General features: G+C 64.7%; 16 protein-coding genes and 1 pseudogene. 12 read left to right on the plus strand and 5 right to left on the minus strand.

Features of this window, described 5'->3' with window-relative positions:
* The first annotated feature begins 33 nt into the window (after positions 1–33).
* Genes hutH through hutI form a run of 3 tightly spaced genes read left to right on the plus strand, consistent with a single transcriptional unit; the run spans position 34 to position 3,795 of the window.
* Positions 34–1,590 (plus strand): histidine ammonia-lyase, encoded by a 1,557-nt coding sequence (gene hutH, locus PI87_RS23160; protein ID WP_039600059.1) that lies wholly within the window; start codon positions 34–36, stop codon positions 1,588–1,590.
* Between the two features lie 2 nt (positions 1,591–1,592).
* Complete coding sequence (hutG, locus tag PI87_RS23165; protein WP_039600060.1) at positions 1,593–2,579, plus strand: formimidoylglutamase; 987 nt, start codon at positions 1,593–1,595, stop codon at positions 2,577–2,579.
* On the plus strand, positions 2,572–3,795 hold the full coding sequence (gene hutI, locus PI87_RS23170; RefSeq protein ID WP_039600061.1) for an imidazolonepropionase: 1,224 nt from the start codon (positions 2,572–2,574) through the stop codon (positions 3,793–3,795). The genes hutG and hutI overlap by 8 nt, the downstream gene beginning before the upstream one ends.
* Positions 3,796–3,859: 64 nt before the next feature.
* Here hutI and PI87_RS23175 read toward each other — a convergent pair whose 3' ends face one another.
* Positions 3,860–4,918: a CsgG/HfaB family protein gene (locus tag PI87_RS23175; RefSeq protein ID WP_084210067.1), complete on the minus strand. Its 1,059-nt coding sequence runs from the start codon at positions 4,916–4,918 to the stop codon at positions 3,860–3,862.
* 239 nt (positions 4,919–5,157) lie between these two features.
* Here PI87_RS23175 and hemH point away from each other — a divergent pair, with 239 nt between their 5' ends.
* Both hemH and PI87_RS23185 read left to right on the plus strand, forming a co-directional pair.
* A complete protein-coding gene (hemH, locus tag PI87_RS23180; RefSeq protein ID WP_039600063.1) occupies positions 5,158–6,273 on the plus strand; it encodes a ferrochelatase in 1,116 nt (371 codons plus the stop codon).
* Positions 6,270–6,665 (plus strand): RNA-binding S4 domain-containing protein, encoded by a 396-nt coding sequence (locus tag PI87_RS23185; RefSeq protein ID WP_039600064.1) that lies wholly within the window; start codon positions 6,270–6,272, stop codon positions 6,663–6,665. The genes hemH and PI87_RS23185 overlap by 4 nt, the downstream gene beginning before the upstream one ends.
* A 24-nt stretch (positions 6,666–6,689) precedes the next feature.
* On the opposite strand, the gene PI87_RS23190 is transcribed toward PI87_RS23185, so the two are convergent.
* Complete coding sequence (locus PI87_RS23190; protein ID WP_039600065.1) at positions 6,690–6,884, minus strand: hypothetical protein; 195 nt, start codon at positions 6,882–6,884, stop codon at positions 6,690–6,692.
* A 261-nt stretch (positions 6,885–7,145) separates the two neighbouring features.
* Here PI87_RS23190 and grpE point away from each other — a divergent pair, with 261 nt between their 5' ends.
* The 4 genes and pseudogenes from grpE (at position 7,146) to rnk (ending at position 8,740) form a co-directional block, all read left to right on the plus strand.
* Positions 7,146–7,784, plus strand: coding sequence for a nucleotide exchange factor GrpE (grpE, locus tag PI87_RS23195; RefSeq protein ID WP_039600066.1), 639 nt, complete (start codon positions 7,146–7,148; stop codon positions 7,782–7,784).
* A 93-nt stretch (positions 7,785–7,877) separates the two neighbouring features.
* Positions 7,878–8,018, plus strand: a pseudogene (locus tag PI87_RS23200) (thioredoxin family protein); the annotation flags it as partial.
* 13 nt (positions 8,019–8,031) lie between these two features.
* Positions 8,032–8,172, plus strand: coding sequence for a hypothetical protein (locus tag PI87_RS29705; RefSeq protein WP_232314067.1), 141 nt, complete (start codon positions 8,032–8,034; stop codon positions 8,170–8,172).
* Between the two features lie 163 nt (positions 8,173–8,335).
* On the plus strand, positions 8,336–8,740 hold the full coding sequence (rnk, locus tag PI87_RS23205; protein WP_039600067.1) for a nucleoside diphosphate kinase regulator: 405 nt from the start codon (positions 8,336–8,338) through the stop codon (positions 8,738–8,740).
* A gap of 50 nt (positions 8,741–8,790) precedes the next feature.
* Here rnk and PI87_RS23210 read toward each other — a convergent pair whose 3' ends face one another.
* On the minus strand, positions 8,791–10,086 hold the full coding sequence (locus PI87_RS23210) for a phospholipase A (RefSeq protein WP_039600068.1): 1,296 nt from the start codon (positions 10,084–10,086) through the stop codon (positions 8,791–8,793).
* A 271-nt stretch (positions 10,087–10,357) separates the two neighbouring features.
* Here PI87_RS23210 and dnaK point away from each other — a divergent pair, with 271 nt between their 5' ends.
* The 3 genes from dnaK (at position 10,358) to PI87_RS23225 (ending at position 15,522) form a co-directional block, all read left to right on the plus strand.
* A complete protein-coding gene (gene dnaK / locus PI87_RS23215) occupies positions 10,358–12,310 on the plus strand; it encodes a molecular chaperone DnaK (protein WP_039600069.1) in 1,953 nt (650 codons plus the stop codon).
* A 140-nt stretch (positions 12,311–12,450) separates the two neighbouring features.
* The gene (gene dnaJ / locus PI87_RS23220) at positions 12,451–13,593 is read left to right on the plus strand and encodes a molecular chaperone DnaJ (protein WP_039600070.1); all 1,143 of its coding nucleotides are present in this window, start codon (positions 12,451–12,453) and stop codon (positions 13,591–13,593) included.
* A 39-nt stretch (positions 13,594–13,632) separates the two neighbouring features.
* Entirely contained in the window at positions 13,633–15,522 is a 1,890-nt protein-coding gene (locus PI87_RS23225; protein ID WP_039600071.1) for a bifunctional chorismate-binding protein/class IV aminotransferase, read from the plus strand.
* On the opposite strand, the gene PI87_RS23230 is transcribed toward PI87_RS23225, so the two are convergent.
* Both PI87_RS23230 and PI87_RS23235 read right to left on the minus strand, forming a co-directional pair.
* Positions 15,466–16,173, minus strand: coding sequence for an energy-coupling factor ABC transporter ATP-binding protein (locus PI87_RS23230; protein ID WP_039600072.1), 708 nt, complete (start codon positions 16,171–16,173; stop codon positions 15,466–15,468). The two genes, PI87_RS23225 and PI87_RS23230, sit on opposite strands and share 57 nt — an antisense overlap.
* Entirely contained in the window at positions 16,170–16,877 is a 708-nt protein-coding gene (locus PI87_RS23235; protein WP_039600073.1) for an ABC transporter permease, read from the minus strand. The genes PI87_RS23230 and PI87_RS23235 overlap by 4 nt, the downstream gene beginning before the upstream one ends.

Below are 16,877 nucleotides of genomic sequence, written 5' to 3' on the forward strand. Positions count from 1 at the left end.
GGGGTGACAATGAAACATCCAAACGCATTGACCATGAACACCATGACCACGCCCCCCATCCTCACGCTGCAACCGGGCGAGATGACCTTTGCCGACCTGCGCCGCGTGTGGCTCGCCCCAACGCCTGTTGCTTTGTCCGGCGACTGCGCTGCCGCCATCGAAGCGTCGGCTGCCACCGTGCAGGCCATCGTTGCCAAGGGCGATCCTGCTTACGGCATCAACACCGGGTTCGGCCTGCTGGCCAAAACGCAGATTCCCACGCACGAGCTGGAGCGCCTGCAACGCAACCTGATCCTGTCGCACGCCGTTGGTACCGGTGAAGACGTGAGCGACAGCGTGGCGCGCCTCGTGCTGCTGATGAAGGCAGCGAGCCTCGCACGCGGTTATTCGGGCGTGCGCCGTGTCGTGATCGACACGCTGCTGGCGCTGCTGAACGCGGGCATCACACCGTGCATTCCATCCAAGGGTTCAGTGGGCGCGTCGGGTGACCTGGCACCGCTGGCTCACATGACGCTGGCCCTGCTGGGCGAGGGCGATGTGCGCGTGAACGGTGTGCGTACCCCGGCACGTGCAGCGCTGGCCGCCGCCGGCATCGAGCCGATCGCACTGGCTGCCAAGGAAGGCCTGGCGCTCATCAACGGCACGCAAGTGTCGACTGCGCTGGCATTGAACGGCTTGTTCTTGGCCGAGCGCCTGCTGCAAGCAGCCACCGTGGTTGGTGCGCTGTCGGTGGACGCCGCCAAGGGCAGCGATGCACCGTTCGATCCGCGTGTGCACGCCGTGCGCGGCCAGGCCGGGCAGATCGCCACCGCCGCCGTGTACCGCAACCTGTTGACGGGCAGCGCCATCCGCAAGTCGCACCTGGTGGGCGACAAGCGCGTGCAAGACCCGTACAGCCTGCGCTGCCAGCCGCAAGTCATGGGCGCGTGCTTCGACCTGATCCGTCAGGCCGGCGGCACGTTGCTCACCGAAGCCAACGCGGTGACGGACAACCCGCTGGTCTACGCTGAAGCTGGTGAAGTGATCTCGGGCGGCAACTTCCACGCCGAGCCGGTGGCCTTTGCCGCTGACATGTTGGCGATGGCGATTGCCGAAATCGGTGCGCTGTCGGAGCGCCGCATTGCGCTGCTGATCGATTCCACGCTGTCGGGCCTGCCGCCGTTCCTGGTCGAGCAACCGGGTCTGAACTCGGGCTTCATGATTGCGCATGTCACTGCCGCCGCACTGGCGTCGGAAAACAAGACGTTTGCCCACCCGGCCAGCGTTGACAGCCTGCCGACCTCCGCCAACCAGGAAGACCACGTCAGCATGGCGACCTTCGCTGGGCGCCGTCTGCAGGACATGGCAGACAACACCGCCACCATTGTCGGTATCGAGGCGCTGGCGGCTGCGCAGGGCGTTGACTTCCACAAGCCGCTGGCGACGTCCGACACGCTGCAGAAGGCACATGGCTGCATCCGCTCGCGCGTGGCGTACTACGGTGAAGACCGCCTCTTCGCACCGGACATCGAAGCGGCCCGCCGCCTCGTGCTCGACGGTAACCTGGGCGATTCGTGCGGCGCCCAGTTGGCCGCGCTCGCGCTGGTCTGATCATGTTGGCCCAAGCCCAAATGGACGCCGGGAACGTCTGGCAAGGCCGCGTCGATGCGGAGGAGGGCCCGCTGGGCCTGCGCTGGCACCAGACGGTCCATCGCATTGACGCATCGACGCCGCTGGCCAACACCGTTGCGCTGGCGGGTTTTGCGTGCGACGCAGGCGTTGCGCGCAACCATGGGCGCACCGGTGCGCAAGCTGGCCCTAACGCCATCCGCAAGATGCTCGCCAACCTGCCGGCGCGCGCGGGCCGCGTGGTCGTCGATGCGGGGGATGTGACGTGCCAGGGTGATGCGCTTGAAGATGCGCAGAGCGAGCTGTCCGGCGTGCTGCACGATCTGCTCGATCGTGGCGCGTTCCCGATCGCGCTGGGCGGGGGGCATGAGATCGCATGGGCGTCGTTTGGCGGCCTGGCGCGGCATCTGGCTGGCAAGTCGCAGCAAGCGCCGCGCATCGGCATCCTCAACCTCGATGCGCATTTCGACTTGCGCGCAGGCGAGCGCGGCAGCTCCGGCACACCGTTCCGCCAGATCGCTGAAGACTGTGCGCGACGCGGCTGGCCGTTCCACTACGCCTGCCTGGGCGTGAGCACCTACGCCAACACCGAAGCACTGTTCGCCCGCGCCCGCCAACTCGGCGTGCGCTGGATGCATGACGACGAGATGGACATCATGCAGCTCGCACACGTGCTGCAGGTGGTCGACGTGTTCTTGAACCAGGTCGATCACGTTTATCTGACGATGTGCCTGGATGTGCTGCCGGCGGGCGTTGCCCCTGGCGTGAGCGCACCGTCCGCACGCGGCGTGTCGATGGATGTGATCGAGCCCATCGTCGATCGCGTGGTCAGCTCGGGCAAGCTGCGGCTGGCGGATGTGGCGGAGCTGAATCCATCGCTCGACATCGATAACCACACGGCACGCGTCGCGGCCCGCTTGGTTGCGCGGGTGGCCGACGGCATTGGCCTGCAAGGAACCGTACATGGCTGACATGCACTGGGATGCGCTTTGGACCAACGTCCACCTGGCCACGCTGGCGGCGGATGCTGACGGCTATGGCGAGATCCGCGACGGCGCTATCGCCGTCAAGGACGGTCGTATTGCATGGCTCGGCGCGCGTGCCGACTTGCCCGCCAACGCTCACGCCGCACGCGAGCACGATGGCGGCGGCGCGTGGCTCACCCCCGGCCTGATCGATTGCCACACGCACCTCGTCTACGCCGGCAACCGCAGCAATGAATTCGAGGCGCGCCTGAACGGCGTGCCATACGAGCAGATTGCGCGCGCGGGTGGCGGCATTCTCTCCACCGTGCGCGCCACGCGTGCGGCAAGCGAAGACGCACTCGCCGAAGCCAGCCTGCCGCGTCTGAACGCGCTGCGCGCCGAAGGCGTCACCACCGTCGAGCTCAAGTCCGGCTACGGCCTGGATCTGGAAACCGAGCGCCGCATGCTGTGCGTCGCACGCCGCTTCGGCCAGTCGCTGCCGGTGCGGGTGCGCACGACCTTCCTCGGCGCGCACGCCGTGCCGCCCGAGTTCGCCGGCCGTGCAGATGACTACATCGACCACCTCTGCGCCGACGTGCTGCCCGCACTCGCTACCGAGGGCCTCGTCGATGCCGTTGACGCCTTCTGCGAAACCATCGGCTTCTCGCCCGCACAGACGGCGCGCATGTTCGATGCGGCGCAACGCTTGGGGCTGCCGGTCAAGCTGCACGCGGAACAGCTCTCCGACCAGGGTGGGGCGGCGCTGGTAGCGCGTTACGGCGGCCTGTCTGCTGATCACCTCGAATGCCTGACGGACGCAGGCGTTGCTGCCATGGCGCAAGCGGGCACGGTGGCTGTGCTGTTGCCCGGCGCGTTCTATTGCTTGCGCGAGACCCGTTTGCCGCCGATGGACGCCCTGCGTGCCGCTGGTGTGCCGATGGCCGTGTCGACCGATTGCAACCCCGGCACTTCGCCGCTGACCTCGCTGCTGCTGGCGATGAACATGGCGTGCACGCTGTTCCGCCTGACGCCGCTGGAAGCCCTGGCCGGTGCCACGCGGCATGCAGCGGCGGCACTCGGCTTGGCAGGCACCTGCGGTGTGCTCGCCCCGGGCTGCGCGGCTGATTTCGCGCTGTGGCGCATTGATCGGCCCGCTGATCTGGCCTATGCGATGGGTCTCAACCCATGCATGGGCGTGGTCAAGGATGGGGTGGTGGTGTAGAGGTAGATGCGCTCAATGCTGTGCAAATCAGCACAGCATTGAGCCGTTCAGCAATCGCTACCGTTCAACGACGGGTCGTCTGCGGAGCTGAACTGCGCGGGTCGCTGGGTTTCTTCTTCAACTTCTCCTGCTCCGCGATCCCGCTGCGGACCCGAGCGAGTGCCGCATTGACGTCTGCATCCGGCTTTGTGAGCGTAGCGTCAACTTGCTGGTATTTCAGCAGCGCTGCGTCGAGGCGACCACTGACCTCATCGCACACGGCAAGGTTGTATTGCAGCGCAAAGCTGGATGGGTTGGCGCGCGTAAGATCCGCCCACTGCGTGCACGCACGATCAAACCTTCCCGCATTCGCAAATTCCAAACTTCCTTTGAAGATCTCGACAGACTGCGGGTTGATGCCGTCCGTGCTGCTCTGGAACTTCACAAGGACATTCCTTTCGTACGGCGCCACATCTTCTCGGGCCTGCGCAAAGGCATTGGCCGCGGCTTTGGTCACCAGAACCTGTTCCGGGTCATCGGTGGCCTGGTCTTCGCATCGGTACGAACTCGCCAAACCCACCTTGGTTTCGCTGTAGACAACGGTGCCGCGAGCCACTTCAACGAGTCGCGGGGTCAGTTCGAATCGCGCGGTTTTCGTCGTGCAGCGAACCTGCGTTGTGTAGCACTTTCGGTCCTTTGGACAGACGGATCGGGGCTCAGTGGAGTACTGATACGCGATTGGGGAAATGATGGCCGAGCCGCCATACAGCGCTTCAGCGCCGGTGAGTCGCCCGATCTTCGCGGCTGTACGAGGATCCGCCAGTCCGCTGTGCTGCAGCGCGAGTTCTCCGATCACATTCTGCAGTTGTGACCGATCGACGATCGTGAAGTAAGGCTTTTGCTCGTACCGTACCGAAGCCAGCATGCTTTCGAAGTCGATGGTGGCCTTCGCGCCGCCATCCCCGTCAAACGGCAGTACGGCAACGCGGCGATATTTTGCTGCATCGGTTTTCGCAGCAAACTGCATCGCCACAGGGGCCGTATTGCTTGCGCATCCGAGCAGCAGCAACGGCGCAATCAGCAGCGCAGCACCGGTACGGTATGTCGACTTTGAAAGCAGTCGAACCGTTTTTGTCACTCCCATGAATCACCTTATTCTTGTTCGTCGAGCGCTATGGTCGATGGCTTGGTGCGTTGCACCGCGGCTAAACAGCGACCCCATTTTCTTGATGCTCAAAGACCGGGGGCTGCCATTATTGAGTCGCGAGTGTAGCCGACGCCATTGCGAGCCTTGAGTCAATCGCGTGTTGCGCGTTGCCCTGCAAGCGGTACGCAATACTGCCGCTCGTATAATCAGCCGGGTCTATCGCGAACCCGCGCCTCATGCCCTTCTTGCCCGAACCTCTGTTCCAGCACGGCCAGCCCGATCGCACGGCGATCCTGCTGGTCAACCTCGGCACGCCGGACGGCACCTCGCCGCGCGAGGTCGGCCGCTACCTGCGCCAGTTCCTGTCCGACCCACGCGTGGTGGAGATTCCGCGCGCCGCGTGGTGGTTCATCCTCAACGTGCTGATCCTGCCGCTGCGCTCGCGCGCGTCTGCGCACAAGTACGAGAGCATCTGGCTGCGCGAAGCCAACATGACGGGCTCGCCACTGCTGGTCTATAGCGAGCGCCAGGCGCATGCGCTCCAGCAGTTGCTGAATGCACAGGGCCACGACGTGGTGGTCGCCTGCGCGATGCGCTACGGCAATCCGTCGATCCCATCCGTCATGCAGGCGCTGCGCAAGCAGGGCGTCGAGCGCATCCTCGTGCTGCCGATGTATCCGCAGTATTCCGGTACCACCACCGCCACCGCCTTCGACGAAGTCTTTCGTGTGCTCGGCGAGATGCGCAATCAGCCGGAGCTGCGGCTGGTCAAGCATTTCCACGACGACCCGGCCTACATCAACGCGCTGCACCAGCAGGTGGGTGCGTACTGGGCACAGCACGGTGCGCCGGACTTTGCGCGCGGCGACAAGCTGCTGCTGTCGTTCCATGGCGTGCCGCGCCGCACGCTCGAGTTGGGCGATCCATACCACTGCGAATGCCTGAAGACCGGCCGTCTGCTGGGTGAGGCGCTTGGCCTGCAGCCGGGGCAGTACCTAGTCACGTTCCAATCCCGCTTCGGCCGCGCGGAATGGCTGCAGCCGTACACCGCGCCCACGCTGGAAGAACTCGGCCGTGTCGGCACCAACCGTGTCGACGTGTTTTGCCCCGGCTTCCCCACGGATTGCTTGGAGACGCTGGAAGAGATCGCCATGGAAGGGCAGTCCACCTTCCGTGTCGCGGGCGGCAAGGAGTTCCACTACATCCCCTGCCTGAACGACAACGAGGCGTGGATTGCCGGCATTGCCGACATTGCGCTCGCGCATCTGCAGGGCTGGCCGCTCACGCTCACGCATCCGCACGTGCTGGAAGCCAGCCGCACGCGCGCGCAGAGTAAAGGTGCCGCCGCATGAAGGTGAGTACCGACCCGGCAGACCGCGTCCGCATCGACAAATGGCTGTGGGCGGCGCGCTTCTTCAAGACGCGCTCGCAGGCGACCGACGCCGTGGAGCGCGGCCGCGTGCAGATCAACGACCAGCCCGTTCGCCCAGCTAAGGATGTGAAGATTGGTGACCGCGTACGGGTGCACGCGCATGAGCAGCAATGGGAAGTGCAGGTGATGGCGTTGGCCGAACTGCGCGGCCCCGCCTCGGTTGCGCAAACACTCTATGCCGAGACGGATGCGAGTCGCTTAAAACGCGAGGAAAGCGCCGACAAGCGCCGGCTATATCAGGAACCCGCTGTGCAGATCACGGGTCGGCCTACCAAGCGTGACCGGCGTCGCATCGACAAACTGGGCGAATGAACGGGCGTAACGCGCGAGTGTGTGCTAACTTGCGAAACTCAAGCCGCGCGGCAACTGCTGCATCTGCAGTGGTTTGCTGATGTAGTGCTTGAAGATGGCCTTGCCGCTGCCGTACTCCGTATAACGCGGTGTGACGGCGCCAGACAGGCAAATGAACGTTGTCGCTGCGGTCAGGGTCAACAGCAGGAGCACGGTGAATACTGGCAGCTTGTTGTGCATGGTACGAACCCTCAAAGAAGCTCGCGCCCCCCAGATTTTTCTTGCATCATAGGCGGCCGATTATGGCCTCGCAATCGCCGTGCCGTTGCAGTCAGATGAAACTTGTAACGCGATATTTCGTGATGCACGGCGCACAGTTGCCGTGCACCCTGCGCCCTTGAAAGGCGCGCCAAATGCCCCATATCGGGGAGAAATTGTTTGTGAAAATCCAGTGGATCGGTGCCCGGCACGTGTTGTGCGTCGATCCCTTTATCCAGCGCTATGAAACACACTTCGGAAACTCCCTCGACCCCGGACACGCAAGCCGCTCAGCCGACGCAATCCGCCGCTGCCGGCCAGGCCGCCAATGCCTATTCGAGCCAGGCCCAGCGCGCCAGCGCCGATGCCCAGGCCGTTGCCGGTGACGAAGCCGCCGTGGCGGAAGCCGTAGCTGACGCGGACATCACCGAACTGCGCCGCCAACTGGAAGCCGCTGAGGAAAAGGCGCGCCAGAACTACGAAAACTGGGCACGCGCCACCGCTGAAGGCGAAAACATCCGCCGCCGCGGTCAGGACGACGTGGCCAAGGCACACAAGTTCGCCATCGAAGGCTTTGCTGAATACCTGCTGCCTGTGATGGACAGCCTGCAAGCCGCACTGGCTGACACGTCGGGCGACGTCGCCAAGCAGCGTGAGGGCGTTGAACTTACGCTTAAACAGCTCTATGCCGCCTTCGAAAAGGGCCGCGTGACCGAGCTGAACCCGGTGGGCGAAAAGTTCGATCCGCATCGTCACCAGGCCATCTCGATGGTGCCGGCCGATCAGGAGCCCAACACCGTGGTGACCGTGCTCCAGCGCGGCTACACCCTGGCCGACCGCGTGCTGCGTCCGGCCCTGGTGACGGTGGCCGCGCCCAAGTAAGCCAACGCGTTCACGTTCATGATCCAGAACACTACTTCGTTGCATGCAGCGCCCGCCGTGATCCCGGTCGATACGACCGCGGTCGCGGCGCTTGGCATGCGTGGCGTTCCGGTGTTCCTGTCCGCTCATCGTGGCAAAAAGCTCGGCCGGGTAACCGGCTGGCATGGCCACGCGCAGTTCGCTGCCGCGGTTGCCAATGCGCGCAACACGCTGGCAGGCAAGCCGCTCGTCTGAGGCACCGTCCACCATGACGTCGATGCCGATGGCTGCGGCCTTCCTCATTGCTTCTTCTTCCCGTGCCGTGCGCCCGAAGCGCGTGGCGCGCACCTTGCCGCGCGCCGCTCAGGCGATGACCGCGGCCCTTGCCGCCGCCCGGCGGTTGTTCTAGTGCCCTAGCGGCACGTCGCCGCCGGGCTCATCCCCACACCTGCAGTTCGGTATCACCGCCGGCCGGCATTTGCGCCCGCCGGTTTTCTTGCCAATGCCCACGGCTGCCATGCCATCGGCTGCGGCTTTACCTAGTGTTCAAGACAATTCCGTAGGAGATTGCCATGTCCGCAGCCGTCATCTACCTGACCGAGCTCGACCTCACCCGCCTGGAAAACGCCGCAGCCCGCGCTGGCAGCAACTCGCCACTGGCCGAACTCGTCGACGACCTCATCGCCCGTGCCAACGTTGTGCCGGGCAGCAAGATTCCCGCCAACGTGGTGACGATGAACTCGGTGGTGCGTGTGGTGGACGACGCCGGCGCGGCGCAGGAGTGGACGCTGGTCTATCCGGAAGAGGCCAACCTGGCGTCGGCCAAACTGTCGGTGCTTTCGCCGATGGGCGCGGCGCTGCTGGGGCAGCGCGAGGGCAAGTCCGTCAAGTACACCGCACCCAACGGTGCCAAGCATGCGCTGCGCATCGAGCGCGTCGCCTTCCAGCCTGAGGCCAGCGGCCAGCACACGCTGTAACGCGGCCGAGGTGTTCTAGAACCTGCTCACGCTCCGCAGCGAGTGGGTTCTTAACGCGAGAGGCTGTACCCGACGCGCAACTGCGAGCCCAGCTTGTGGTTGTAGTCGAGCAGGCTCTCGCCGTAGCCGGTGAAGTACTGGATGAACAGGTAGCCGGCCGTGCCACTGAAGATGCGGCTCATCGGGTAGGAGAGCTGCGCATCCACACTGCCATAGCCCTTGCGCGTGCCCTTGCGCAGCGTGGCCGCCAATTCCCAGCCATTGGGCGCACCGTACGACACGCGGAAATCCCCAAAGCCGCGGTAGTGCGCGATGTCGGTGTTGCCGGTGCGCGTGAGATAGGCGTACAGCTTGGGCTCGAACTTCCAGTGATAGTCGGTCAGGTCACCGAAATGGAAGGTCGGGCGTACGAACACGGTGTTGATGGCGCGCGAGGCGTCGCCGTCACGGCCGTTCGATTCGTGCTCGATGCCGCCGGCGAACGACAGCCGCGAGAGCGCGCCACCCCGGATGCCGGTATCAGGCCGGTAATAGAAGAGACTCGGCCGATAGTTCGTATCCCGGAATGGCGCCGATTCCTTGCCCAGATCCCACAACGAGAACTGTGTGTAGCCGAAGTACAGGTTGTCGAGCAGCGCTGTCGACGCCGGGTTCTCCGGCTGGAAAATGCGGAACTTGAAGCTCAACTGGAACTTCATGTTCAGGCCTTCGTGCGCGCCCAGGGCCGCGAACATCGGTTCGTGGAAGGTCAGGCGGGCGGTTTCTTCGGGCGGGCGGGGTGCCTCACCGGCGCCGGCGACTGCCACGGCAGCAGTCGGGGCGGCGTTGGCGCTGCTTGCGATTGCGCTCGGGTTGGTGCCCAGCGCGCCACCTGGGCGCGTGGCGTCTGCGGCGGCATTGCGGGCCGCGCCGGCCGGCGCGCCTTCGGCGGCAATCTGCGTGGCGTCTGCGCCGCGTACGAGCGTTACCAGCACGGGTGCGGCATCCAGTTCTGGTACGTCGATGCGGACCGCGCCGCGCAGCACCTCCGGTAGCGTGCCGCTGTAAGTGATGGTTCGGACTTGGCCTGGGCGCAGGTGGAGCGTTTCCGAACCCGCGCTATGTCGATCCAGCATCACTTCCACCGGCCCCTGCAGATCAGCGGTGGCCGTCACGCGCAGCCTTGCGGGCACGGTATAGCTGCGCTGGGCTGCGTCGCCCGAAATGACGAGCGTGAGGGTGAACGGCTGGGTGGCGTCGACGCGGCGTGCGGGCTGGAGCAGGGCGACGGCGGCATCGGCGGAGGGCACGGCGCAGGCGGCAAGCACGGCCGCGCCCAGAGCGGATCGGAACGGGGGCAAATGCATCGGGGGATGAGGGGCCGGGTTGTGCTCCCGGCGAGTGGCAATGCGGCCAAGGGTACCATCGCGACCTTTTCGCCCCTGTTTGCCGCGCTTTGGACGCCGCAAACGCTTGGTTCTTGCCAAGGAGGGCATGTTTTCGGGTGCTTTCCCGAGAAAAACCGGCCAAAATGCTCAACTTTTCAAAATTCGGCCTTGAAAAGCCGGGCTGCACTCCCACATCCGATCCAAGTTTGTATTCAGTGCAGTCCTGACACCAAATTCGAGGAGTAAGACCATGGGCAAAATCATCGGTATCGACCTGGGTACCACCAATAGCTGCGTTTCCATCATGGAGGGCAACACCCCCAAGGTGATCGAGAACGCCGAAGGCGCGCGTACCACCCCGTCGATCATCGCCTACATGGAAGACGGCGAAATTCTGGTCGGTGCTCCGGCCAAGCGCCAGGCGGTGACCAACCCGCGCAACACGCTGTACGCCGTCAAGCGCCTGATCGGCCGCAAGTTTGAAGAGAAGGAAGTCCAGAAAGACATCGGCCTGATGCCGTACACCATCAGCAAGGCCGACAACGGCGACGCCTGGGTGGAAGTGCGCGGTCAGAAGCTGGCCCCGCCGCAAATCTCGGCCGAAACCCTGCGCAAGATGAAGAAGACCGCCGAGGACTACCTGGGCGAGGAAGTGACCGAAGCCGTGATCACGGTGCCGGCGTACTTCAACGATTCGCAGCGCCAAGCCACGAAGGATGCCGGCCGCATCGCCGGTCTGGACGTCAAGCGCATCATCAACGAGCCGACCGCGGCTGCACTGGCTTTCGGCCTGGACAAGAACGAGAAGGGCGACCGCAAGATCGCCGTGTATGACCTGGGCGGCGGTACGTTCGACATCTCGATCATCGAGATTGCCGACGTGGACGGCGAGAAGCAATTCGAAGTGCTGTCGACCAACGGCGATACGTTCCTGGGCGGCGAAGACTTCGACCAGCGCATCATCGATTACATCATCAGCGAGTTCAAGAAGGACCAGGGCGTCGACCTGAGCAAGGACGTGCTCGCGCTGCAACGCCTGAAGGAAGCCGCTGAAAAGGCCAAGATCGAGCTGTCGAGCACGCAGCAGACCGAAATCAACCTGCCGTACATCACGGCCGATGCTTCGGGCCCGAAGCACTTGAACCTGAAGATCACGCGCGCCAAGTTGGAAGCGCTGGTTGAAGACCTGATCGCCCGTACGATCGATCCGTGCCGCACCGCCATCAAGGACGCTGGCGTGAAGGTGTCGGACATCCACGACGTGATCCTGGTCGGCGGTATGACCCGCATGCCGAAGGTGCAGGAGAAGGTGAAGGAGTTCTTCGGCAAGGAAGCCCGCAAGGACGTGAACCCGGACGAGGCCGTTGCCGTGGGCGCTGCCATCCAGGGTCAGGTGCTGGGCGGTGACCGTACCGACGTGCTGCTGCTGGACGTGACGCCGCTGTCGCTGGGCATCGAAACGCTGGGCGGCGTGATGACCAAGATGATCGGCAAGAACACGACCATCCCGACCAAGTTCTCGCAGACCTTCTCGACTGCCGACGACAACCAGCCGGCCGTGACGATCAAGGTCTACCAGGGCGAGCGTGAGATGGCCTCCGGCAACAAGATGCTGGGCGAATTCAACCTGGAAGGCATTCCGCCGGCACCGCGCGGCACGCCGCAGATTGAAGTGTCGTTCGACATCGACGCCAACGGCATCCTGCACGTGGGCGCCAAGGACAAGGCGACCGGCAAGGAAAACAAGATCACGATCAAGGCAAGCTCCGGCCTGTCGGAAGCTGAGATCGAGCGCATGGTGAAGGACGCCGAGGCTAACGCCGAGGAAGACAAGAAGCTGCGTGAGCTGGTGGATTCCCGTAACCAGGGCGAAGCGCTGGTGCACTCGACCAAGAAGGCCCTGGGCGAGTACGGCGACAAGCTGGAAGCGGGCGAGAAGGACAAGATCGACGCTGCGATCAAGGAATTGGAAGAAGCCCTGAAGGGCACTGACAAGGCCGCAATCGACGCCAAGACTGAAGCGCTGGCCACGGCCTCGCAGAAGCTGGGCGAGAAGGTCTACGCCGACATGCAAGCCAAGGGCGAAGCCGGTGGTGCTGAACACGCCGCAGGTGCCCAAGCAGGCGCGCAGGCAGGACAAGGCGCACCGCACGACGATAACGTCGTCGACGCTGAGTTCAAGGAAGTGAACGACAAGAAGTAAGCAGCAACCGAATCGTCCGCCAAGCGGACGTGAGGGTACGCCGGGCAGTGGCTATCGGGTGGCGCGGGACGCACCTGATGCCAAGCTCGGCTTTTTTGCTATTCGACAAGCAGTAAGAACAGGCAACGAGTTAAGCCACTATGGCAAAACGTGATTACTACGAAGTGCTCGGGGTGGGCAAAAACGCGAGCGACGACGAGATCAAGAAGGCCTATCGCAAGCTCGCGATGAAGTACCACCCGGACCGCAATCCGGACAGCAAGGAAGCGGAAGAGAAGTTCAAGGAGGCCAAAGAGGCCTACGAGATGCTCTCCGAGCCGGAGAAGAAGGCTGCGTACGACCAGTACGGCCACGCCGGTGTTGACCCTAACGCCGGCTTTGGTGCGGGCGGTGCCGGCTTTGGCGGCGGCTTTGCCGAAGCATTCGGCGATATTTTTGGCGACATCTTTGGCCAGGCACAGGGCCAGGGAGGCCGTCGTGGCGGTGGCCCGCAGATGTACCGTGGCGCTGACCTGCGCTACAGCATGGAGATCACGCTGGAGCAGGCCGCGAACGGCTATGACACGCAGATCCGCGTGCCGCATTGGGACGAGTGCGACCACTGTCACGGCAAGGGCGCCGAGCCCGGCTCCAGCGTGGAGACCTGCCCGACCTGCCACGGCGCCGGCCAGGTGCGCGTGTCGCAGGGCTTCTTCACGATGCAGCAGACCTGCCCGAAGTGCCACGGCAGCGGCAAGTACATTCCCAAGCCGTGCACGAAGTGCCACGGCCAGGGCAAGCTGAAGAGCCAGAAGACGCTGGAAGTGAAGATCCCGGCCGGCATCGACGAGGGCATGCGCATCCGCTCGTCGGGCAACGGCGAGCCGGGTATCAACGGCGGCCCCCCGGGCGACCTGTATGTGGAAATCCACATCAAGCAGCACCCGGTGTTCGAGCGCGACGGTGACGATCTGCACTGCCAGATGCCGATTTCGTTCGCGACGGCGGCGATTGGCGGCGACATTGAAGTGCCGACGCTGGGCGGTCGCGTCGCGTTTCCGGTGCCGGAAGGCACGCAGGCCGGCAAGACGTTCCGCCTGCGCGGCAAGGGCATCAAGGGCGTGCGCTCGGGCTATGCGGGTGATCTCTATGTGCATATCAACATCGAGACGCCGGTCAAGCTGACCGAGCATCAGAAAGACCTGCTCAAGCAGTTCGACAAGTCCGTGCACGAAGGCGGCTCGCGGCACAGCCCGCAAGAGCAGACGTGGATGGACAAGGTGAAGAACTTCTTCTCGTCGTAAGCACAGCGTTACCGCAGTAGAGATTCGGGGGACATCGTCATGCAGTTGCCGCAAGCCGGCGCGCCGTTCGCGCTGCTGGACGATGCCACCTCGGGCGGCGCACCGTGTTCGCGCTGGTACACCGGCTATGCCGGCGAGTTCTTCCGGCCGGCCGGCATGCTCGATGGCCTGGACGATGATCTTCGTGCCGCGTGGCGCCAGGGTTTGCATGCGCTGATCATCGCGCCCTATGAGTTTGGTGGGCCGCTGGTCGGTCTGCCGGCCTCCACTGAAATTTCCTCATCATTGCCCGGCCACGATGGCCGCTTGCGCGTGCTGTTGTTCCGCTCGCTGCAGGTGCTGTCGCCGGCTGAGGTCGATGCGCTATTTGACGCGTGGCCCGAAGCGGCGGGCGCAGCCGGTCTGTTCGATTGCACCGCCAGCGTCGATCATGCCACCTACACCCACGCCATCGCGCGCATCCACGACTGGATTGCGGCGGGCGACACCTACGAGGTCAACTACACCTACCGCCTGCGCATGACGGCGTTTGGCGCGCCGGCTGCGCTGTATCGGCGTCTGCGTGCGCGTCAGCCAGTGCCGTACGGCGCGTTTATCGGGTTGCCGGAGGGCGGGGCGATTCTGTCGTGCTCGCCGGAGCTGTTCTTCTCGCATCACGCAGGTCGGTTGGTCGCGCGACCGATGAAGGGCACCGCGCCCGCCACCGGTGATGTGGAAGTCGACGAGACCCGCGCCATCGCCCTGGCCGCCGATGAGAAGAACCGCGCCGAGAACCTGATGATCGTCGACCTGCTGCGCAACGACCTGGGCCGCCTCGCGCGCCCGGGCTCAGTGCGTGTGCCGGCGTTGTTCGAGGTGACGCCGTTTGGCAGCGTGCTGCAGATGACCTCCACCGTGGAAGCGGAGATTCCGCCCGCCACCGGCCTCGCCGATTGCCTGCGTGCGTTGTTCCCGTGTGGCTCGATTACCGGCGCGCCCAAGCGGCGGACAATGGAGATCATCGACGCGCTGGAGCCCGAGCCGCGCGGCCTTTACACCGGCGCCATCGGCTGGATCGACGCACCTGCCGATGACCGCGCGATGGGCAATGCGTGCTTCTCCGTGGCGATCCGCACGCTGGTGCTGAGCGCGCCCGGCACAGATGGCCTGCGCAGCGGCGAACTCGGCGTCGGCTCGGGCATCGTGCATGACAGCGTCGCCGATGAGGAGTACGCGGAGTGTCAGCTGAAGGCGCGTTTCATTACCGCGCTCGATCCGGCGCTGTCGCTGTTCGAGACCATGCGTGCTACGCGTGAGGGCGTGCCGTTGCTGGATCGGCATCTCAACCGATTGGCGCGCTCAGCGGCTGCGTTCGGTTTTCCGTTGGATCAAGCCGCGTTGGCCGATGAAGTCGCGCGCGTGTGTGCGTCACTGGAAGGCGAGGGCGCGTATCGCATGCGCCTGTCGCTCACACCGGATGGTGCCGCCACCGTAACGGCAGCGCCGTTGCCGCCGCTGCATGCAACGTGGGAGGCGCCTGCGCGCTTGGTGGTCGCCACCCAATCGCGCGAAGTTACGCACAGTCTGCCGATGCACAAGACCACCTTGCGCGCGGGCTATGATGCCGCCTGGCAAGCCGCAGAGCGCGAAGGTGCGTTCGATGCCGTGTTCTTCAATGCCGACGGCACGCTGGCCGAAGGCGGGCGCAGTACTGTGCTGGTCAAACTCGATGGGGCATGGTGGACGCCACCGCTGTCGGCGGGTGTCCTGCCGGGCGTGATGCGCGCCGTGCTGCTGGAAGACGCAACACCTTGGTTGGGTGCCCCGCTGCACGAGCGTGCGCTGACCCGCGCCGATGTTGCCCGCGCCGAGGCCGTCGCCGTGTGCAACGCTCTACGCGGTGTGGTGCCCGCGTATTTCGAGTCGCCCCTGGCCGTCGACGTTCTCTAGTTTCCAGCGCGCCACGCCGGGCAGGTTGATGAGTTCGCGGTCGTGGCACACCATCAGCAGCGCGCGGCCTTCTGCGGCCAACTCCTGCACCAGTGCAATGACCTGTTCGCGCGCGGTGCCATCCAGGTTTGAAGTCGGTTCATCAAGCAGCAGCGCATCCGTGCGCAGTGCGCGAGCGCGGGCCAGTGCGAGGCGCTGTGTCTCGCCGCCGGACAGGCGTTCAGGCGGCACATCCACCACGTGCTGCAACCCGGCCCAACGGATGGCCTCGTCAATGCGTCCAGTCAGTTCGGCGCGCGGCACGCGATGTGCTCCGGTGGTCAGCCCATAGCCGAGATTGGCCCGCACCGACGTGCGGAACAGATACGGATGCTGATGCACATAGGTGAGCCGCGCACGCAGATCGGCAGGGTAGGGCGACAGCGGTTGTGGCCCTCGACCACCATCCAGCAGGTCGACCGTCGCGCCATTGGCCGGCGCGAGCCCCGCCAGCATACGCAGCAGCGTCGTCTTGCCGACCCCATTGGCGCCCGTGATGACAATCGCATTGCCCGCCGACAGCGCCAGACGCGGAATGTCGAACAGCACACGCGTGCCGTGCTGGCAGCGCAGGCGTTCGAAGACCATCATCGGCTGCGCGGGCGTGTTCATGCGACCTCGCGGCGGTACGTGCCTGCGCCCTGCAACCACGCCAGCACCAGGTTGACGAGCAACGCCAGCGCAATCAGCACGATGCCCAGTGCAATGCCCTGTGCGAATTCACCCTTGCTGGTTTCCAGCGCAATCGCCGTGGTCATGGTGCGTGTGACGCCTTCGATGTTGCCGCCGACCATCAGTGCAGAGCCCACCTCTGCGATGACGCGGCCGAAGCCCGCCACCACTGCGGCCATCAAGCCGAAGCGCAGTTCACGAAACACGGTCAGCAACAGGCGCACGCGTCCGGCGCCCAGCACGCGTGCCGTTTCGACGAGTCGCGGGTCAGCGCGTTCGAGCGTCGTCAGCGCAAACGCGATGATCACCGGCAGGCCGAGCACCGCCTGCCCGAGAATCATCCCGCCTTGCGTGAACAGCAGCCCGAAACCGCCGAGCGGCCCCTGGCGCGAGAGCAGCAGATACAGCAGCAGCCCGATCAGCACCGTCGGAAACGATAGCGACGCCTGTGCCAATACCACCAGCGCACGACGTCCGGCAAAGCGGTGCATGGCGATGGTGTAAGCGATCAACAGGCCCGGTGGCGCGGCCAGCAGCAGCCCGGCAATCGCCACCTTCAACGACACCCAGACGATCATCCACAACGCCGCGTCGCCGTTGGCGAGCAGGGCGAACGCGTCGACGGTGGCCGACCAGATTTCCAT

This window comes from Ralstonia sp. A12 (assembly GCF_000801955.1).
Lineage (GTDB): Bacteria > Pseudomonadota > Gammaproteobacteria > Burkholderiales > Burkholderiaceae > Ralstonia.

What these genes read in the sequence shown, in the direction of transcription:
- hutH (WP_039600059.1), top strand. Translation starts at nt 34, where the DNA reads ATGAACACCATGACCACGCCCCCCATCCTCACGCTGCAACCGGGCGAG.
- hutG (WP_039600060.1), top strand. Translation starts at nt 1,593, where the DNA reads ATGTTGGCCCAAGCCCAAATGGACGCCGGGAACGTCTGGCAAGGCCGC.
- hutI (WP_039600061.1), top strand. Translation starts at nt 2,572, where the DNA reads ATGGCTGACATGCACTGGGATGCGCTTTGGACCAACGTCCACCTGGCC.
- PI87_RS23175 (WP_084210067.1), bottom strand. Translation starts at nt 4,918, where the DNA reads ATGGGAGTGACAAAAACGGTTCGACTGCTTTCAAAGTCGACATACCGT.
- hemH (WP_039600063.1), top strand. Translation starts at nt 5,158, where the DNA reads ATGCCCTTCTTGCCCGAACCTCTGTTCCAGCACGGCCAGCCCGATCGC.
- PI87_RS23185 (WP_039600064.1), top strand. Translation starts at nt 6,270, where the DNA reads ATGAAGGTGAGTACCGACCCGGCAGACCGCGTCCGCATCGACAAATGG.
- PI87_RS23190 (WP_039600065.1), bottom strand. Translation starts at nt 6,884, where the DNA reads ATGCACAACAAGCTGCCAGTATTCACCGTGCTCCTGCTGTTGACCCTG.
- grpE (WP_039600066.1), top strand. Translation starts at nt 7,146, where the DNA reads ATGAAACACACTTCGGAAACTCCCTCGACCCCGGACACGCAAGCCGCT.
- PI87_RS29705 (WP_232314067.1), top strand. Translation starts at nt 8,032, where the DNA reads ATGACGTCGATGCCGATGGCTGCGGCCTTCCTCATTGCTTCTTCTTCC.
- rnk (WP_039600067.1), top strand. Translation starts at nt 8,336, where the DNA reads ATGTCCGCAGCCGTCATCTACCTGACCGAGCTCGACCTCACCCGCCTG.
- PI87_RS23210 (WP_039600068.1), bottom strand. Translation starts at nt 10,086, where the DNA reads ATGCATTTGCCCCCGTTCCGATCCGCTCTGGGCGCGGCCGTGCTTGCC.
- dnaK (WP_039600069.1), top strand. Translation starts at nt 10,358, where the DNA reads ATGGGCAAAATCATCGGTATCGACCTGGGTACCACCAATAGCTGCGTT.
- dnaJ (WP_039600070.1), top strand. Translation starts at nt 12,451, where the DNA reads ATGGCAAAACGTGATTACTACGAAGTGCTCGGGGTGGGCAAAAACGCG.
- PI87_RS23225 (WP_039600071.1), top strand. Translation starts at nt 13,633, where the DNA reads ATGCAGTTGCCGCAAGCCGGCGCGCCGTTCGCGCTGCTGGACGATGCC.
- PI87_RS23230 (WP_039600072.1), bottom strand. Translation starts at nt 16,173, where the DNA reads ATGAACACGCCCGCGCAGCCGATGATGGTCTTCGAACGCCTGCGCTGC.
- PI87_RS23235 (WP_039600073.1), bottom strand. Translation starts at nt 16,877, where the DNA reads ATGGAAATCTGGTCGGCCACCGTCGACGCGTTCGCCCTGCTCGCCAAC.